Source organism: Sphingomonas sp. Leaf339 (assembly GCF_001426195.1).
GTDB lineage: Bacteria > Pseudomonadota > Alphaproteobacteria > Sphingomonadales > Sphingomonadaceae > Sphingomonas.
In genome coordinates this window covers 89,161-104,504 of record NZ_LMRS01000012.1, presented here as the reverse complement: position 1 = coordinate 104,504, position 15,344 = coordinate 89,161, and the positions used below count along the sequence as shown (strand labels likewise).

Genomic DNA, 15,344 nt, shown 5'->3' with positions numbered 1-15,344 from the left:
CGGCTGTGCCCCCACCCCCGTGCCGGCGCCCATGCTGGCACCCGTATTGGCGACGGCGTTCGCCCTGATCCTGGCGACGCCGGCGATCGCCGCCGCGCAGGATCTGCAGGACCGGCCGGTGGCACCGGCTGCGCCGGTCGCGCCGCCCGTGGCCACGCCACCGCTCACCGACGATCAGGTGCAATTCAGCGCGACGACGCTGGAATATGATTACGACGCCGACATCGTCACCGCGACCGGCGATGTCCGCATGCTTCGCCAGGGTGAGCGGCTGCGCGCCGACAAGGTCGTGTGGAGACGCAAGACCGGCAAGGTCGTGGCGACGGGCGACATCGCCATCGCCAATCCGCAAGGTGACATCGCCTATGGCGACCGCATCGACCTGACCGATTCGCTGAAGGACGGCGTGGTCGACAACATGCTGGTCGTGTTGGAACAGGGCGGACGGCTGGCCGCGGCGAAGGGCACGCGCGAAACGGATGGCACCGTCCGGCTGGTGTCGGCCGCCTATACGCCGTGCGCCGTGACCAACGCCGCCAACTGTCCGAAGGAACCGACGTGGAAGATCACGGCGGTGCGCGTGACGTATCGCCCCGAGCGCAAGCGCGTTTATTATGACGGGGCGCGGATCAACCTGTTCGGCCTGCCGACCGTGCCCCTGCCGCGATTCTCGCATCCGGTCGGTGGCGGCAACGACAGCGGCCTGCTCAGCCCGAATGCGCAGTACAGCCGGGTCAACGGCCTGGAATTCTCGCTACCCTATTATTTCGCACTGGCGTCCAATCGCGGGCTGACCGTTACGCCGCATATCTACACCAGCGTCCTACCGATGGCGGATGTGGAATATTCGCAGTTGACCAGCAACGGCGCGCTCCGACTGCGCGGCTATCTGACGGAAAGCCGGCGCAGCGACGATCTGAACACCGTCGACCCGACCGACACCAGCCAGGCGCTACGCGGGTATCTGGATGGCACGACGCGCTACCAGTTCTCGCCGGAATGGAGCGCCAGCGGATCGCTGCGTCTGACCACCGACCGCACGTTCCTGCGCCGCTACAACATCTCGCGCGACGATCGGCTGCGCAACACGGCGACGATCCAGCGGATCGATGCGAACAGCTATTTCGCGCTGACCGGCTGGGCGGTGCAGACGTTGCGGGTCAACGATCGGCAGGGCTTGCAGCCGATCGCCCTGCCCGAGATCGATTATCGCCGCCGGTTCGCCGATGGCCTGCTGGGCGGGCGGGTCGAGATGCAGGTCAACAGCCTCGCCCTAACTCGCACCGAGGGACAGGATACGCAGCGGGCGTTTGCCAGCCTACGCTGGGATCTGCGCCGGCTGACGAGCTGGGGGCAGGAACTGACGCTGACGGCCTTTGCGCGCGGCGACGCCTATAACGCCAATGACACGCTCAGCACCGCCGTCGCCAGTTATCGCGGCGAGGAAGGGTTCCAGACGCGGGCGATCGGTGCGGTCTCGCTCGACGTGCGGTGGCCGTTGATCGGCAGTTTCGGCGCCGGGACGCAGCGGTTGACCCCCCGCTTCCAGATCGTCGCCGCGCCGCGCATCAAGAACTTCTCGATCCCCAACGAGGATTCGCGCGCCGTCGATCTGGACGATGCTAACCTATTCGCGCTCAACCGGTTTCCCGGATATGATCGGTTTGAGGATTCGACGCGGGCGACATACGGCGCGGAATGGGCGCTCGACCTGCCCGGCTTCACGCTGGATACCGTGGTCGGCCAGAGTTACCGCCTATCGGTGCGGCCAACCATCCTGCCAGACGGCACCGGCCTGTCGGATCGCTGGTCCGATTATGTCGGGCGTACAGAACTGCGCTTCCACGATTTTGTCTCGGTGATCCACCGGTATCGGCTTGATAAGGACGGGTTCAAGATCCGCCGGAACGAGATCGACGCGACGATCGGATCGCGTGGCACCTACGCGCTGATCGGCTATCTGAAGCTGGATCGCAACATCGTGACAGTCGAGGATCTGCGTGATCGTGAAGAGGCGCGGGTCGCCGGCCGCGTGCAGTTTGCGCGGTTCTGGTCGGTGTTCGGCTCGGCGATCGTCGATCTGACCAATCGCGACGAGGACCCGCTATCGCTGGCGGACGGCTTCGATCCGATCCGCCACCGTCTGGGCGTGCAGTATGAGGACGACTGCCTGCGGCTCGGCCTGACGTGGCGGCGCGACTATCGCCAAATCGGTGATGCGCGGAAGGGGAACAACTTCTCGCTGACGCTGGCCTTTACCAACCTCGGTCGCTAAGCGCCTGTTCAGCATCGTGGGGATAGTCGCGTCGTTTTGCAGACGGCGGCAGGCCGAAACGGCGGATGGGGATTGGTACGTACGTGAAGCATGATCGTCGACGGGCCGGTATCGGCCGATTGCTGGGTGTAGCCGCGCTGGCCGCCATCGCCGGTGGCGCCGTGGCCCAGGAACAGGGCGCCACGCCCAATTCCGCCGCGGGCCTGGACCTGCCGACCAATTTCCAGCTTTTCGGCAAGCTCGACCCCAATGTCCGCAAGCCGACTGCGATCGTCAACGATACGGTCATCACCGGCACCGATCTCGACCAGCGCGTCGGGTTGGTGCTGGCGGCGAACAACCAACAGTTGAGCGCCGAGGATCGCGACCGGTTGAAGCTGCAGGTGCTGCGCCAGTTAATCGACGAAACGCTGCAGATTCAGGAAGCGAAGACCGCCGACGTCACCATCACACCCGCCGAGCTGACGCAAAGCTACGACCGGGTCGCCAAGAACTTTAATCGCACGCCGCAACAGATGACCGCGTACCTGCGCGAATCCGGCTCGTCGGAGCGGTCGCTGAAGCGGCAGATCGAGGGCGAATTGGCATGGCAGCGTTACCTGCGCAAGAAGGTCGAGCCGTTCGTCAACATCGGCGATGCCGAGGTGAAGGCGATCATCGACCGGCTGGAAGCGTCGAAGGGGACCGAGGAGTTCAACCTCCGCGAAATCTATCTGTCGGCCAACGACGCGACCAAGGATCAGGTCGCGGCCAAGGCGCGTCAGTTGATCACCGAAATCCAGAAGGCGCAGCAACCGTTCGGTTTCTTCGCCCGGCAATATTCGGAAGCATCGACGCGCGGCGTCGAGGGTGATCTGGGCTGGGTGCGCGGCGCGCAGTTGCCGGCAGAGCTCGCCACCGCCGCCCAGCAGATGCAGGTCGGTCAGGTCGCGGGGCCGATCGAGATCCCAGGCGGCTATTCGATCATCTACCTGACCGACAAGCGCCAAGTACTGACCGCCGATCCGCGCGACGCCAAGTTGAACCTGAAGCAGCTGACGCTCCGTTTCCCCGCTAAGACGACGCAGGCCGAGGCCAGCACCCGCGCCGCCGCGTTCGGCAAGGCGATCCAGCAGATCCAGGGTTGCGGCACGGTCGAAAAGATCGCCGCGACGGTGAACGCCGAAGTAGTCGACAACGACACGGTCCGCATCCGCGATCTGCCGCCGCAGTTGGCCGACATCATGCTGCAGCTTCAGATCGGCCAGTCGACGCCGCCGTTCGGTTCGGCCGAACAGGGCGTCCGCGCCCTGGTGCTGTGCGGTCGCGACGATCCGAAGACCGGGCAGTTACCCTCCACCGATCAGGTCGAGAACCAGTTGCAGCAGCAGCGCGTCAATCTGCGCGCCCAGCAGAAGCTGCGCGATCTCCGCCGTGACGCGGTGGTGGAATATCGTTGACGGGATGGCGGCCGTGACGACGCAGCCGCTGGCGATCTCACTCGGCGATCCCGCCGGCATCGGGCCGGAGATCGTCGCCAAGGCCTGGGACGCCCGCATCGAGCGTGGCCTGCCGCCGTTCTTTGCGGTGGGCGATGCGCGGTCGGTGATGCGGGTCTGGAACGGCCCGATCGCCGCGATCACCGATCCTCGCGCGGCGGTCGGTGCGTTCGCCGACGCGCTACCGGTGATGACGGTCGAGGACGCCGGTGAGATCGTGCCGGGCGTGCCCGATCTTGAGGGTGCGCGCTGCGCGCTGCGGTCGATCGAACTGGCGCTGGGGCTCGTCCGGTCGGGGGCGGCGAGTGCGCTCGTCACCGGGCCGGTATCGAAATCGCAGCTTTATGCGATCGGCTTTACCCATCCCGGCCAGACCGAATTCGTCGCCGAGCGTTGCGGCGTTTCGGGCGATAACGCCGTGATGATGCTCGCCGGTCCCGGCCTGCGCGTCGTGCCGATGACGACGCATGTGCCGCTGTCCGCTGTTTCCGAGTTGCTTACGATCGACCTCGTCCTGCACAAGGCGCGGGCGACCGCACGCGGCCTGCAACGCAATTTCGGGATCGACCAGCCCCGGCTCGTCATGGCCGGCCTCAACCCCCATGCCGGCGAAAGCGGCGCGATCGGGCGTGAGGAGATCGACGTGATGGAACCGGCCATCGCCATATTACAGGCCGAGGGCATGGATATCACCGGTCCGCACGCCGCCGACACGCTGTTCCATCCCCGCGCTCGTGCACGGTACGACGTGGCGCTGTGCCCTTATCACGATCAGGCGCTGGTTCCGCTCAAGACGCTGTTCTTCGATGACGGTGTCAACATCACGCTGGGCCTGCCGATCGTCCGCACGTCGCCCGATCATGGCACCGCGTTCGCGATCGCCGGTCAGGACCACGCCGAGCCGGGGGCGATGATCGCCGCGATCACGATGGCCGGAGAGGCCGCCGCCCGCCGCGCCGCAACCGCCGCCGCCATCGCGGCGTGACCGCATCGCTGCCCCCCTTGCGGGACGTGATCGCCCGCCACGGACTGTCGGCGTCCAAGGCGCTCGGCCAGAATTTCCTGTTCGATGGCCAACTTCTCGCCCGCATCGCGGCCGTTCCCGGCAAGCTGGACGGTGCCGAGGTGCTGGAGGTCGGCCCGGGTCCCGGTGGCCTTACCCGTGCGCTGTTGGCGGCGGGCGCGCGCGTCACCGCGATCGAGCGTGATCGTCGCTGTATCCCGGCGCTCGCCGAACTGGACGATGCCTATCCCGGACAATTGCGCGTGATCGAGGACGATGCGCTGGCGATCGATGCGCCATCGCTGTTTACCGGCAAGCCACATATCGTCTCGAACCTGCCCTACAATATCGGCACCGCCCTGCTGGTCGGATGGCTGTCGGCCGACTGGCAACCATGGTGGCAATCCTGCACGCTGATGTTCCAGCGTGAGGTCGCCGACCGGATCGTGGCATCGGCGGACGACGATGCCTATGGCCGGCTCGCGGTGCTGTCGCAATGGCGTAGCACCGCGCGCATCGCGATGCCCGTCCACCGCTCCGCCTTCACGCCGCCGCCCAAGGTGATGTCGGCGGTCGTCCACCTCGTCCCCACCGAGCCGCCCGCCGGCGTGACATTCAAGGTGCTGGAACGCCTGACCGCCGCCGCCTTCGGCCAGCGTCGCAAGATGCTGCGTCAGAGTGTGAAGGGGGTGCCGGGTGCTGCCGAGGCAATGGAGAAACTAGGTATCGACCCCACCCGCCGTGCCGAGACCGTATCGGTAGAGGAATTCGTTACGCTGGCCAGAGCGCTTTCATAACCACTTCCTCTCGCAAGGGAGAGGAAGGGAAGCGACGGTCACTGTTTGGCAGCCACCGGCTTGGCATCCGCCTGCGCCGTCGTCACCGGCGGTCCCTTGGCGATCGCCGCCGCCAGCGTTGTCGCTTCCGGACAGGCACCCTTACAAAGGGTCCGTAGCTTGGCGAGGTTGTCCTTGGCCCGTGAAATCGCGCCCTTGGCCACCAGCGCCTCGCCTTGCCCCTTCAACGCCACCCGATCGTTGGGTTCCAGCAACAGCGCCTCGCGGTACAGCCGGATCGCCTTGCCCGGCAGGCCGCGCTGACCCGCTACCTCAGCCAGCACGATGAACGCGCCCCGGTTGCGCGGATCCACCGCGACCGCCGTCTCCAGCGTATCCGTCGCACCATCGAGATTACCCGCCGCCTTCATCGCACGACCTTGCGTCAGCAATTGCAGCGAGCGGGCGTCGATCTGATCATCCGGTCGCTGACCCTGTAGCGACGTGGTGATGCTGACGGTCGCCAGCGCAGCGGCGAGGGCGACGGACGAAAAGCGCATGAACGTCTCCATGGGGGGTCTGGCGTAACGGCGTATCACGGCGCCACCAACCGCGCGACGAAAAACCCGTCCGTACCGTCATTTGCGGGGTCTAGCCGGATACCGAAGCCATGCCGCCGTCCGGCCGGCAGATCGGGCGTCTCCGCCCGCCAGCCCGGATGATCCGCCAGAAACGCATCGACCTGTTCGCGCCCCTCAACGTCCAGCAACGAGCAGACGATATAGACCAGGCTGCCACCCGGCTTCACCAGTTCCGCGCCGATGCCCAGCACATGCCGCTGCGTCTCGACCAGCCGCGCCAGCCGATCAGGTGTCAGCCGCCAGCGCGCCTCCGGGTTGCGGCGCCACGTCCCCGTCCCCGAGCAGGGAGCATCGACCAGCACGCCATCGGCCGAACCGCGCCACGTCTCCAGCGTCGCCAGTTCGCTCTTGGGGTCGAGCAACCGCGTCTCGATGCTGGTCGCCCCTGCCCGTTCCGCCCGCGCCGGCAGCCGCGACAAACGAGTTCGATCGGTATCGCAGGCCAGCAGCGTCCCCTGATCCTGCATCCGCGCCGCCAGCGCCAGCGTCTTGCCGCCTGCGCCCGCGCACAGATCGACGATACGGTCGCCCGCTTTCGCCGGCAGCGCGAGGCCGACGATCTGGCTGCCCTCGTCCTGCACCTCGATCGACCCGTCGCGCCATGCCGGCAGCGCCTCGATATTGGTGCCCGTCGGCAAGCGCATGCCGCCGTCCGCGCGCGGCAGAGGCGTCGCGTCGGGCAGTTCGGGTGCCGTCTTCAACGCGTTGACCCGCACATCCAACGTCGCGCGCGATATCAGCGCCGGCAGCGCGTCGGCCGACAGCCCCGACGCGATCAGCGCCTCGATCAGCCATGGCGGGGCGATGCCGGGTTCGGCCCGCACCTCGTCCGGCCCGATCGCGGCCGGGCCATGCGCCACGCCGTCGAACGTCGCAGCGATGGCAGGATCGGCATCGGCCAGCAACAACATCGCCGCCCGACCGCTCGGCGGCACATCGCCCGCCTGCCGGATCGCAGCATAGACCAGTTCGCGCACCGCGCGACGGTCCTTCGACCCGGCATAGCGGCGCGTGCCGAAGTAGCGCGCGATCAGCGTGTCGGCCGCGGCCCCGCCTTCACGCGCGGCGGTAATGATGGCGTCGAGCAACTCGATCGCGGCTTCGGTACGGGCGCCTGGTGTCATGATGGCACCCCTTCATGCTGGTTAACGGGTTGGGTAATTGGGAGCCTCACGCGTAATCGTCACGTCGTGGACGTGACTTTCCTTCAGGCCGGCGCCGGTGATCTGCACGAACTCCGCCTTGCGCTGAAGATCCGGGATCGTCGCGGCGCCGGTGTAGCCCATCGCCGCCTTGATGCCGCCGACGAGCTGATGGATCACTTCGCGGGCGGCGCCCTTGAAGGCGACCTGCCCCTCGATACCTTCGGGGACCAGCTTCATCTGGTCCTTGATGTCACCCTGAAAATACCGGTCCGCCGACCCGCGACCCATCGCGCCGACCGATCCCATGCCGCGATAGGATTTATAGGCGCGACCCTGATACAGGAACGTCTCGCCCGGTGCTTCCTCGGTGCCGGCCAGCAACGATCCGACCATGCAGGTCGATGCACCCGCCGCCAGCGCCTTGGCGAGATCGCCGGAGGTGCGCAGGCCGCCATCGGCGATCACCGGCACGCCCGCCTTCGCACCCTCTTCGGCGCAATCCATCACCGCCGTCAGCTGCGGCACGCCGACGCCGGCAACGATGCGTGTGGTGCAGATCGATCCGGGGCCGATGCCGACCTTGATCCCGTCCGCGCCCGCATCGATCAGCGCCCGCGTCGCCGCGCCGGTCGCGACGTTGCCGGCGACGACCTGCACCGTGTTCGACAAGCGCTTCACCCGATCGACCGCCGCCGCGACCTCGCTGTTATGACCATGCGCGGTGTCGATGATGACCAGATCGACCTCGGCATCGACCAACGCCTCGGTCCGCGCGAAGCCCTTGTCGCCGACCGTGGTGGCGGCGGCGACGCGCAGTCGGCCGGTGGCATCCTTGGTCGCATCCGGATGGATCGCGGCCTTCTCGATATCCTTGACGGTAATGAGGCCGACGCAGCGATAGTCCTTGTCGACCACCAGCAGCTTTTCGATCCGGCGCTGGTGCAGCAGGCGGCGTGCCTCCTCCTGCCCGACATCCGTCGACACGGTGGCAAGGTTCTCATGCGTCATCAGTTCGGACACGGGCTGGCGCGGATCCTCGGCAAAACGCACGTCGCGGTTCGTGAGGATGCCGGCGAGGCGACCGTTCGCCTCGACCACCGGGATGCCGCTGATCCGGTGATGCGTCATCAGCGCCTGCGCCTCGGCCAGCGTCGCGGTGGGCGCGATCGTGATCGGGTTCACGACCATGCCGCTTTCGAATCGCTTCACCTGGCGGACGGCGGCGACCTGTTCCTCGATCGTGAGGTTGCGATGGAGCACGCCGATCCCGCCAAGCTGCGCCATGACGATCGCCATGTCGGCCTCCGTCACCGTATCCATTGCCGCAGAGACGACGGGGATGTTCAGCGAGATACCGCGCGTGATCTGCGTGCGCGTGTCCGCCATGCTCGGCAGGACCGAGGAGGCCGCAGGCACGAGCAGCACGTCGTCAAAGGTTAGGCCGAGGCGGATATCCATGGGGGCTGCCGAATCCTGCAGTGAGGGCAAGTGGCGGGCCATGTAACCAAGATACCCGTCTCTCGCTAGGGGGCATCCGTTCTGCTTGGCGGCGGGGGCGGGGCACGATAGGGACCATCCCACGATTGCCGGCTCACGGCGGCGGGGAGGATGCCTGGTCCATCACGAGGAACCGGTATTGCAGCCCCGAACTGAATCCCTGCCGATCGGTCGGCCGCACAGCGTAGCCGAAGATGCGTACGCGCTGGCGATCGGCTGCATCCTGTTGGTGCTGGGGCTGGTATTCCTGAAATCGGCGGGGCTGGTGACGGGCGGCATCGCCGGCGTCGCGCTGCTACTCTCCTATCTGATCCCCTTGCCGGCGGGCGTGTTGTTCACGCTCATCAACATTCCGTTCTTCGCCTTCGCGCACAAGGTGCTGGGCGCGCGCTTTGCGATCAAGACGGTGCTGGTGAATGTCGGCATCGCCGCGTTCTCCAGCCTGACGCGCATGTCGATCCGTGTGATGGACGTGCATCCCGCCTTTGCCGCGATCGTCGGCGGCACGTTGATCGGCATGGGCATCCTGTGCCTCGCGCGGCATCAGGCGGGCGTCGGCGGCACCGGCGTCATCACCCTGTGGCTGCAACGGACGCGGGGCTGGAACGCCGGGTCGACGCAGATCGTGCTCGACGTCTTGATCCTGTCGGCCGCGATCCCGGTCGTTAGCGGCCCGGAACTCGGCTGGTCGATCCTGAGCGCGGTGGCGATCAGCCTGATCCTGATCGCGTGGCATCGGCCGGGCCGCTACATCGGCCACTGATCCCGTTCAGAATGACGTGAGCATCGCGAGCCGTTCCAGCGCCGCGATCGGTGCCGCCTCGGGATAGCATTCCGCGGTTGCCGGCAGGATCATCCAGGGCTGTTTGCTGCGCGTCCAGATATGCAGTGGCACATCGATCCGGGCGCTGTCGTCCAGTGTGCCGGCCCGGATATTGACCAGCCACGGCCGCGCATCGTTCGTGTTGTACAGCCGCGTGTGACAGGTCGGGCAAAAGCGCTGCACGGAAAACCGCCCAATCGGATTGACGAAGCCATATTCGGTGACGGTGCCGTTCACTGCCAGCACCTCCACCGCCATGAAGAACTGTGTGCTGAACGCACTGCCGCTCCACGTCTGGCAATCGGTGCAATGGCATGCATAGGCGGCCGGCAACGTATCCCGGGCCACCGTATAGCGGACGGCGCCACAACGGCAGCCGCCCGCGATCACCTCAGGCGCCCTTTTGCAGGTGACGCCGCCCCAGCAATTCCGCGATCTGCACCGCGTTCAGCGCCGCGCCCTTGCGAAGATTGTCCGACACGCACCAGAGCGACAGGCCGAATTCCACGGTTGGGTCCTCGCGCACGCGGCTGACATAGGTGGCGTCGTCACCCGCCGCCTCGATCGGGGTTATATAGCCGCCATCTTCGCGCTTATCGATCAGCATGATACCGGGGGCCTCGCGCAGGATATCCTGCGCATCCTCGGCCGTCAGCTCGTTCTCGAACTCGACGTTCAGCGCCTCGGAATGGCCGACGAACACGGGCACCCGGACGCAGGTGGCGACGACCTTGATCTTGGCGCCCATGATCTTCTTGGTCTCGACGATCATCTTCCATTCTTCCTTGGTCGATCCGTCGTCCAGGAAGCTGTCGATGTGCGGGATCACGTTGAACGCGATCTGCTTGGTGAACTTGTTCGCCACCGCCGGATCGCCGACGAAGATGTTGCGGCTCTGTTCGAACAGTTCGTCCATGCCGACCTTGCCCGCGCCCGATACCGATTGATACGTCGCGACGACGACGCGCTTGATCGTGGCGGCATCGTGCAGCGGCTTCAGCGCGACGACCATCTGCGCGGTCGAGCAATTGGGGTTGGCGATGATGTTCTTCGCCTTGTACCCGTCGATCGCGTCGGCATTCACCTCGGGCACGATCAGCGGCACGTCCGGGTCCATCCGGTACAGCGACGAATTGTCGATCACGGTGCAACCGGCGGCGGCGAATTTCGGCGCATAGACGGCGGTCGCTTCCGATCCGATCGCGAACAGCGCCATGTCCCAGCCGGCCGGATCGAAATGCTCGATGTTCTGCACCTTCAGCATCTTGCCGGTGTCGCCATATTCGATCTGGTCGCCCTGGCTGCGCGACGACGCCAACACCGCGATCTCGTCGAGCGGGAATTCACGCTCGGCGAGGATATTCACCATCTCGCGCCCGACATTGCCCGTCGCCCCTGCGACCACGACCCGGTAACCCATGTCATTCTCCAAAATCCGTGGCGCGCCCGTAGCGTCATTGCGCCACGGCGTCCAATCGCTTTCCTAATCGTGCGTGCGGGTCATGCTACGAGCGTGACCCGGCATGACCCGCACGAGCAAATCCGCGCTAAGGAGCAGGCGTTGCCGGCACCGGCGCTGCGGGTGGTGGCACGGCGGGCGCCTCGGGTTTGTTCTTCACCGTCCGATCGAGGAACGACAGCATCGTCCCCCATAGATGCTGGCTGATGCCCGGTCCCGACACGCGGTGGGTATAGCCGGGGTAGAACATCATCTCGAACGGCGTCGCGGTCTTCTGCATCTCCGCGGCAAAGGCGGTGGAGTTGTCGAGGAAGACGTTGTCGTCGGCCATGCCGTGGATCAGCAGCAACGGATCACGGATTTTGGCCGCGTCCGCCACCGCCGCCGATGCCGCATAGGCCGCCGGATCGAGCCGGGGGTCGCCCATATATCGTTCGGTGTAATGCGTGTCGTACAGCGTCCACTCGGTCACCGGCGCGCCGGATACGGCAGCGGCATAGACGCCCGGCGTCTTCTCCAGCATCTTGATGGACATGTATCCGCCATAGGACCAGCCATAGGTCGCGATCTTCGCCGGATCGACGAACGGCAGCGTCTTCAGGTAATCCGCGCCGGCGAGCTGATCGGCGACCTCCACCGTCCCCATCGCGTGATAGATCTGGTCCTCGAACGCCTTGCCGCGATTGATCGAGCCGCGATTGTCGATCTGGAAGAAGATGTAACCCTGATCGACCAGGAACTGCGGCAACGGCCCCTGCCAGCCGCGCGTCACCTGCTGGCTGTGCGGGCCGCCATAATGTTGGAAGAACACGGGGTATTTGCGGCCCGGCTCCAGCGGCGGGGTAATCATCTCCCAATGCAGCGTCGATCCGTCCGCCGCTTTGATCGTCCCGAACGTCGTCTGCTGATGGCTGGCGAGATATGGGAAATAGGGATGGCCGGCGACCACCGCGTTCTCGTTGATCCAGCGGACGCGCTTGCCATCCGCATCGGCCAGATAGACCTGCGTTGGCTGGGTCGGGCTGGACCGCGACACGACGAAGCGGGTGGCGGTGCCGTCCATCGTCGCCGAATAGGTCGCGCCCCGTTCGGTCAGGCGGGTGATGTCGTTGGGCTTGGCGATATCGACCGAATAGAGATGCTGTTCCAGCACATCGTCGCGCGTGCCGGTGAAGAATATCCGGCGCTTGCCCTCGTCGATCCCGACCAGGCCGGTCACGACCCAGTCGCCTTTGGTCAACTGTGTCCACTTGCCCGCCGCGAAGCGGTACAGATGGCCGTAACCGCTGCGTTCGGACCGCCAGATCAGGCTGCCGTCGCGCATGATCTGATAGGCGTCGGTCAGGTTCAGCCAGCTTTTCGCGCCAGCCCGCTCGGTGAACAGGATCGTGGCCTTACCCGTCGCCGGATCGACGCGCAGCACATCCATCCGCTTCTGGTCGCGCGACTGGCGCTGGATCAGCAGGCCCGAACCATCCGGCGTCCAGTCGACCCGCGCCAGATAGATGTCGCGTTCCGCACCGAGATTCACCTTCACCTGACCGGTGCCGTCCGGCTTCATCACGTACAGGTCGACCAGCACATTGGGGGTGCCGGCCGCCGGATAACGTTGTTCGTACACCCGCGTGCCGGTCGCGCCGATCGCCGCGCGCGTGGCGACATGGACGGGTGCCTCGTCGAACCGCTCGACTGCGATGTAGCGGTCGTCGGGGCTCCACCAGTAACCCGTGCTGCGATCCATTTCCTCCTGCGCGACAAACTCGGCCTCGCCCCAATGGACGGTGCCAGCGCCATCGGTGGTCGCCGCCTTGGCCGCGCCCGCGTTGGAGCCAAGTGACTGCACGTACAGATTCTGGTCGCGGACATAGCTGACGAAGCCGCCACGCGGCGACACGACGGGATTGAGCGCCCCGCCCGCTCCCTGCGTCAACTTGCGGACATTGCCGTCCAGCGTGGCGAGGAACAGGTCGCCGTCCAGCGGCACCAGGATCGACTTGCCGTCCGACGACCAGTCATACGCCACGATCCCCTTCGACCCGCCGATCCGCGCGCGTTCGCGCTGCATCTTCTCTGCCTCGGACAGCTCGGCGCCTGACCCGACTTTGCTGGAATCCACCAGCATCCGTTCAGCACCGGTCACGGCATCGGTGGCCCACAGGTCGAACCGCTCCTTGTCGTCCGGGCGGTTACGCAGGCTCGTCAACAGGCTGCCATCGGGTGACAGGCGCAGCGATCGCGGCTGTTGGCCCGACAGATCGGGATTGCCGAAGACGCGTGCCAACGTCAGGTCGCCACCCTCTACCGGCGGGATCGGCGCGGGTTTTGCCGCCTGCACCGGCGCGGCCGGCGTCGATGGCGCGACCTGGTCAGCGGCCATCGCCGCCGTTCCCGTCGAGGCCAAGGCTAATCCCAGCAACCATGCGCGCATCCCGTCAGTCTCCGGAGGATCATGCCCCGCGGTCGCGGGAGCATGGCCGCTTATCGCGACCGGCGGCGGACGCCACAACCCCCACGATTGCGATGAATGGCACGATCGATGAAGGCGCCGTCAACCAACTCTTTACGACGGGCCGTGTAGAACCGTTTTGAAGGCAGTGGCGTCGGATGGCGTATCAGCCGCGCACCTTCACGTGGGACCAGGCATTTGGATAATATGCAGTTCGGCATCAGTATTGGCATCGAACCCGCCAACCGACACAGCGCCTGGACCATGCTGACCGGGCTGGTGGCGGTCGATGGCAGTATCAGGCACCCGCATGTCCGCCGCCTGCTCGCGCCCAGACCTTCGCGCCGTGATCTGTCGGACGCTGTCCATGCGCTCTGCACCGTCCATGGCGGCCATCCCGGCATGATCGACGAGGCGAGCGACCATTGCGCGCAACCGGACGCGTGCGACTGGCTGGCCATCGCCGCGCAGGGATTCGCCGGCGAACGCGCCATGCTGGTGCGCCTATCGGCGGCGGTCGGCCCCCTTCCCTCCACACCTGGTCAGGCGGAAACGGAGGGTGCGCTGGTCGGGATGCGCCATGCGCTCGGCATGCTCGCCCAGTCGGATCGTCGCGGCTGTGCGACCGGCGCAGCGGTGGCGCTGGTGATGGATTGGGAGACGGTGCGGCGACTGCTTGCCGTCGCGGCGGAGGCTTTCGGCGCCGAGCTTGCCGCCAGTAGCCTGCCCACGGCCGATATCAACGCCGCGGCGGTGGCGATGCTGGGCGACACGCCGGCGACCGAGCGGGCGATGGGTTTCGGTGTGCGGCAGTTGTTGGGTCAGCAATATGGCCTGTGGAACCTGCTAGAGGCACGGGCGGCGGCGCGCGAGCCCCGATAGCCAGCCGCTTGCACCCGCCCGGCGCTTCCGCCACATCTGGGCGATGAAGCGCTTCGACAGCACCGGCAGCTATATCGCGACCGACGACCTGAAGGTGGCGGTCAACGCCGCCGTCCACCTCCGCCGCCCCCTGCTGGTGAAGGGCGAACCCGGCACCGGCAAGACGGTGCTGGCGCACGAGATCGCGCGCGCGATCGATGCGCCGCTGATCGAATGGACGGTGAAGTCCACCACCAAGGCGGCACAGGGCCTGTACGAATATGACGCCGTCGCCCGCCTGCGCGATGGCCAATTGGGCGATCCCCGCGTCCACGATATCGGTAACTACATCCGCCGCGGCAAGTTATGGGATGCCTTCACCCGCCCGGCGCCACCGGTGTTGCTGATCGACGAGATCGACAAGGCGGACATCGAATTTCCGAACGATCTGCTCCATGAAATCGATCGCATGGAATTCCATGTCTACGAAACCGGGGAGACGGTGCGGGCGGTGGAGCGGCCGATCGTCGTCATCACATCGAACAACGAAAAGGAGCTACCCGACGCGTTCCTGCGCCGCTGCTTCTTCCATTATATCCGCTTTCCCGATCGCGACACGATGCAAGCGATCGTCGACGTGCATTTCCCCGGCGTCCAGAAGCTGCTCGTCGCCCGCGCGCTCGACCTGTTCTACGAGGTTCGTGAGGTGCCCGGGCTGAAGAAAAAACCGTCGACGTCCGAACTGCTCGACTGGCTGAAGCTGCTGCTGCACGAGGACCTGCCGCTCGACGTCTTGCAGAACCGCGACCCGACCAAGGCGATCCCGCCGCTCCACGGTGCGCTGTTGAAGAACGAAGCGGACGTAATGCTGTTTGAACGTCTCGCCTTCATGGCCCGGCGGCAGGGGCGGCCGTAACCGACCACCCCCTTCCGCCTGACG

The 15,344-nt window shown here is 66.1% G+C and carries 13 protein-coding genes; 7 read left to right on the top strand and 6 right to left on the bottom strand.

Annotated features, from left to right (window positions below; genetic code table 11):
- Positions 1 to 31: 31 nt before the first annotated feature.
- The 4 genes from ASG67_RS07345 (at position 32) to rsmA (ending at position 5,553) form a co-directional block, all read left to right on the top strand.
- Positions 32 to 2,275 (top strand): LPS-assembly protein LptD, encoded by a 2,244-nt coding sequence (locus ASG67_RS07345; RefSeq protein ID WP_056529027.1) that lies wholly within the window; start codon positions 32 to 34, stop codon positions 2,273 to 2,275.
- 65 nt (positions 2,276 to 2,340) lie between these two features.
- A complete protein-coding gene (locus ASG67_RS07340) occupies positions 2,341 to 3,714 on the top strand; it encodes a peptidylprolyl isomerase (protein WP_056527709.1) in 1,374 nt (457 codons plus the stop codon).
- Between the two features lie 13 nt (positions 3,715 to 3,727).
- Positions 3,728 to 4,738 carry a 4-hydroxythreonine-4-phosphate dehydrogenase PdxA gene (pdxA, locus tag ASG67_RS07335; protein ID WP_414887479.1) on the top strand — a complete coding sequence of 337 codons (1,011 nt, stop codon included), beginning with the start codon at positions 3,728 to 3,730 and terminating at the stop codon, positions 4,736 to 4,738.
- Complete coding sequence (rsmA, locus tag ASG67_RS07330) at positions 4,735 to 5,553, top strand: 16S rRNA (adenine(1518)-N(6)/adenine(1519)-N(6))-dimethyltransferase RsmA (protein WP_235535098.1); 819 nt, start codon at positions 4,735 to 4,737, stop codon at positions 5,551 to 5,553. The genes pdxA and rsmA overlap by 4 nt, the downstream gene beginning before the upstream one ends.
- Positions 5,554 to 5,591: 38 nt before the next feature.
- On the opposite strand, the gene ASG67_RS07325 is transcribed toward rsmA, so the two are convergent.
- The 3 genes from ASG67_RS07325 to guaB are packed head-to-tail and all read right to left on the bottom strand — an operon-like array spanning position 5,592 to position 8,776.
- On the bottom strand, positions 5,592 to 6,092 hold the full coding sequence (locus ASG67_RS07325; RefSeq protein ID WP_056529021.1) for a tetratricopeptide repeat protein: 501 nt from the start codon (positions 6,090 to 6,092) through the stop codon (positions 5,592 to 5,594).
- Between the two features lie 35 nt (positions 6,093 to 6,127).
- Positions 6,128 to 7,297 (bottom strand): RsmB/NOP family class I SAM-dependent RNA methyltransferase, encoded by a 1,170-nt coding sequence (locus ASG67_RS07320; protein WP_056527701.1) that lies wholly within the window; start codon positions 7,295 to 7,297, stop codon positions 6,128 to 6,130.
- Between the two features lie 21 nt (positions 7,298 to 7,318).
- Positions 7,319 to 8,776: an IMP dehydrogenase gene (gene guaB, locus ASG67_RS07315; protein WP_056527697.1), complete on the bottom strand. Its 1,458-nt coding sequence runs from the start codon at positions 8,774 to 8,776 to the stop codon at positions 7,319 to 7,321.
- 178 nt (positions 8,777 to 8,954) lie between these two features.
- Between guaB and ASG67_RS07310 the strand changes: the two genes are divergently transcribed.
- Positions 8,955 to 9,578: a YitT family protein gene (locus ASG67_RS07310; protein WP_200940747.1), complete on the top strand. Its 624-nt coding sequence runs from the start codon at positions 8,955 to 8,957 to the stop codon at positions 9,576 to 9,578.
- Positions 9,579 to 9,584: 6 nt separating this feature from the next.
- On the opposite strand, the gene ASG67_RS07305 is transcribed toward ASG67_RS07310, so the two are convergent.
- The 3 genes from ASG67_RS07305 to ASG67_RS07295 form a co-directional block, all read right to left on the bottom strand.
- A complete protein-coding gene (locus ASG67_RS07305; protein WP_056527694.1) occupies positions 9,585 to 10,028 on the bottom strand; it encodes a GFA family protein in 444 nt (147 codons plus the stop codon).
- A gap of 1 nt (position 10,029) precedes the next feature.
- Positions 10,030 to 11,058 carry an aspartate-semialdehyde dehydrogenase gene (locus tag ASG67_RS07300; protein WP_056527691.1) on the bottom strand — a complete coding sequence of 343 codons (1,029 nt, stop codon included), beginning with the start codon at positions 11,056 to 11,058 and terminating at the stop codon, positions 10,030 to 10,032.
- A gap of 127 nt (positions 11,059 to 11,185) precedes the next feature.
- Positions 11,186 to 13,474, bottom strand: coding sequence for a S9 family peptidase (locus tag ASG67_RS07295; RefSeq protein ID WP_414887475.1), 2,289 nt, complete (start codon positions 13,472 to 13,474; stop codon positions 11,186 to 11,188).
- 276 nt (positions 13,475 to 13,750) lie between these two features.
- Here ASG67_RS07295 and ASG67_RS07290 point away from each other — a divergent pair, with 276 nt between their 5' ends.
- Together ASG67_RS07290 and ASG67_RS07285 are read left to right on the top strand one after the other, a co-directional pair.
- On the top strand, positions 13,751 to 14,425 hold the full coding sequence (locus ASG67_RS07290) for a DUF6975 family protein (protein ID WP_235535141.1): 675 nt from the start codon (positions 13,751 to 13,753) through the stop codon (positions 14,423 to 14,425).
- A gap of 43 nt (positions 14,426 to 14,468) precedes the next feature.
- Complete coding sequence (locus tag ASG67_RS07285; RefSeq protein WP_056527689.1) at positions 14,469 to 15,320, top strand: AAA family ATPase; 852 nt, start codon at positions 14,469 to 14,471, stop codon at positions 15,318 to 15,320.
- Positions 15,321 to 15,344: the final 24 nt, after the last annotated feature.

Bases quoted from the DNA above. Each gene is read 5' to 3' on its own strand.
- ASG67_RS07285 (WP_056527689.1), top strand. From the start codon at position 14,469: ATGAAGCGCTTCGACAGCACCGGCAGCTATATCGCGACCGACGACCTG.
- ASG67_RS07320 (WP_056527701.1), bottom strand. From the start codon at position 7,297: ATGACACCAGGCGCCCGTACCGAAGCCGCGATCGAGTTGCTCGACGCC.
- ASG67_RS07325 (WP_056529021.1), bottom strand. From the start codon at position 6,092: ATGCGCTTTTCGTCCGTCGCCCTCGCCGCTGCGCTGGCGACCGTCAGC.
- ASG67_RS07295 (WP_414887475.1), bottom strand. From the start codon at position 13,474: ATGGCCGCTGACCAGGTCGCGCCATCGACGCCGGCCGCGCCGGTGCAG.
- ASG67_RS07300 (WP_056527691.1), bottom strand. From the start codon at position 11,058: ATGGGTTACCGGGTCGTGGTCGCAGGGGCGACGGGCAATGTCGGGCGC.
- ASG67_RS07340 (WP_056527709.1), top strand. From the start codon at position 2,341: ATGGGGATTGGTACGTACGTGAAGCATGATCGTCGACGGGCCGGTATC.
- guaB (WP_056527697.1), bottom strand. From the start codon at position 8,776: ATGGATATCCGCCTCGGCCTAACCTTTGACGACGTGCTGCTCGTGCCT.
- ASG67_RS07290 (WP_235535141.1), top strand. From the start codon at position 13,751: ATGCAGTTCGGCATCAGTATTGGCATCGAACCCGCCAACCGACACAGC.
- ASG67_RS07345 (WP_056529027.1), top strand. From the start codon at position 32: ATGCTGGCACCCGTATTGGCGACGGCGTTCGCCCTGATCCTGGCGACG.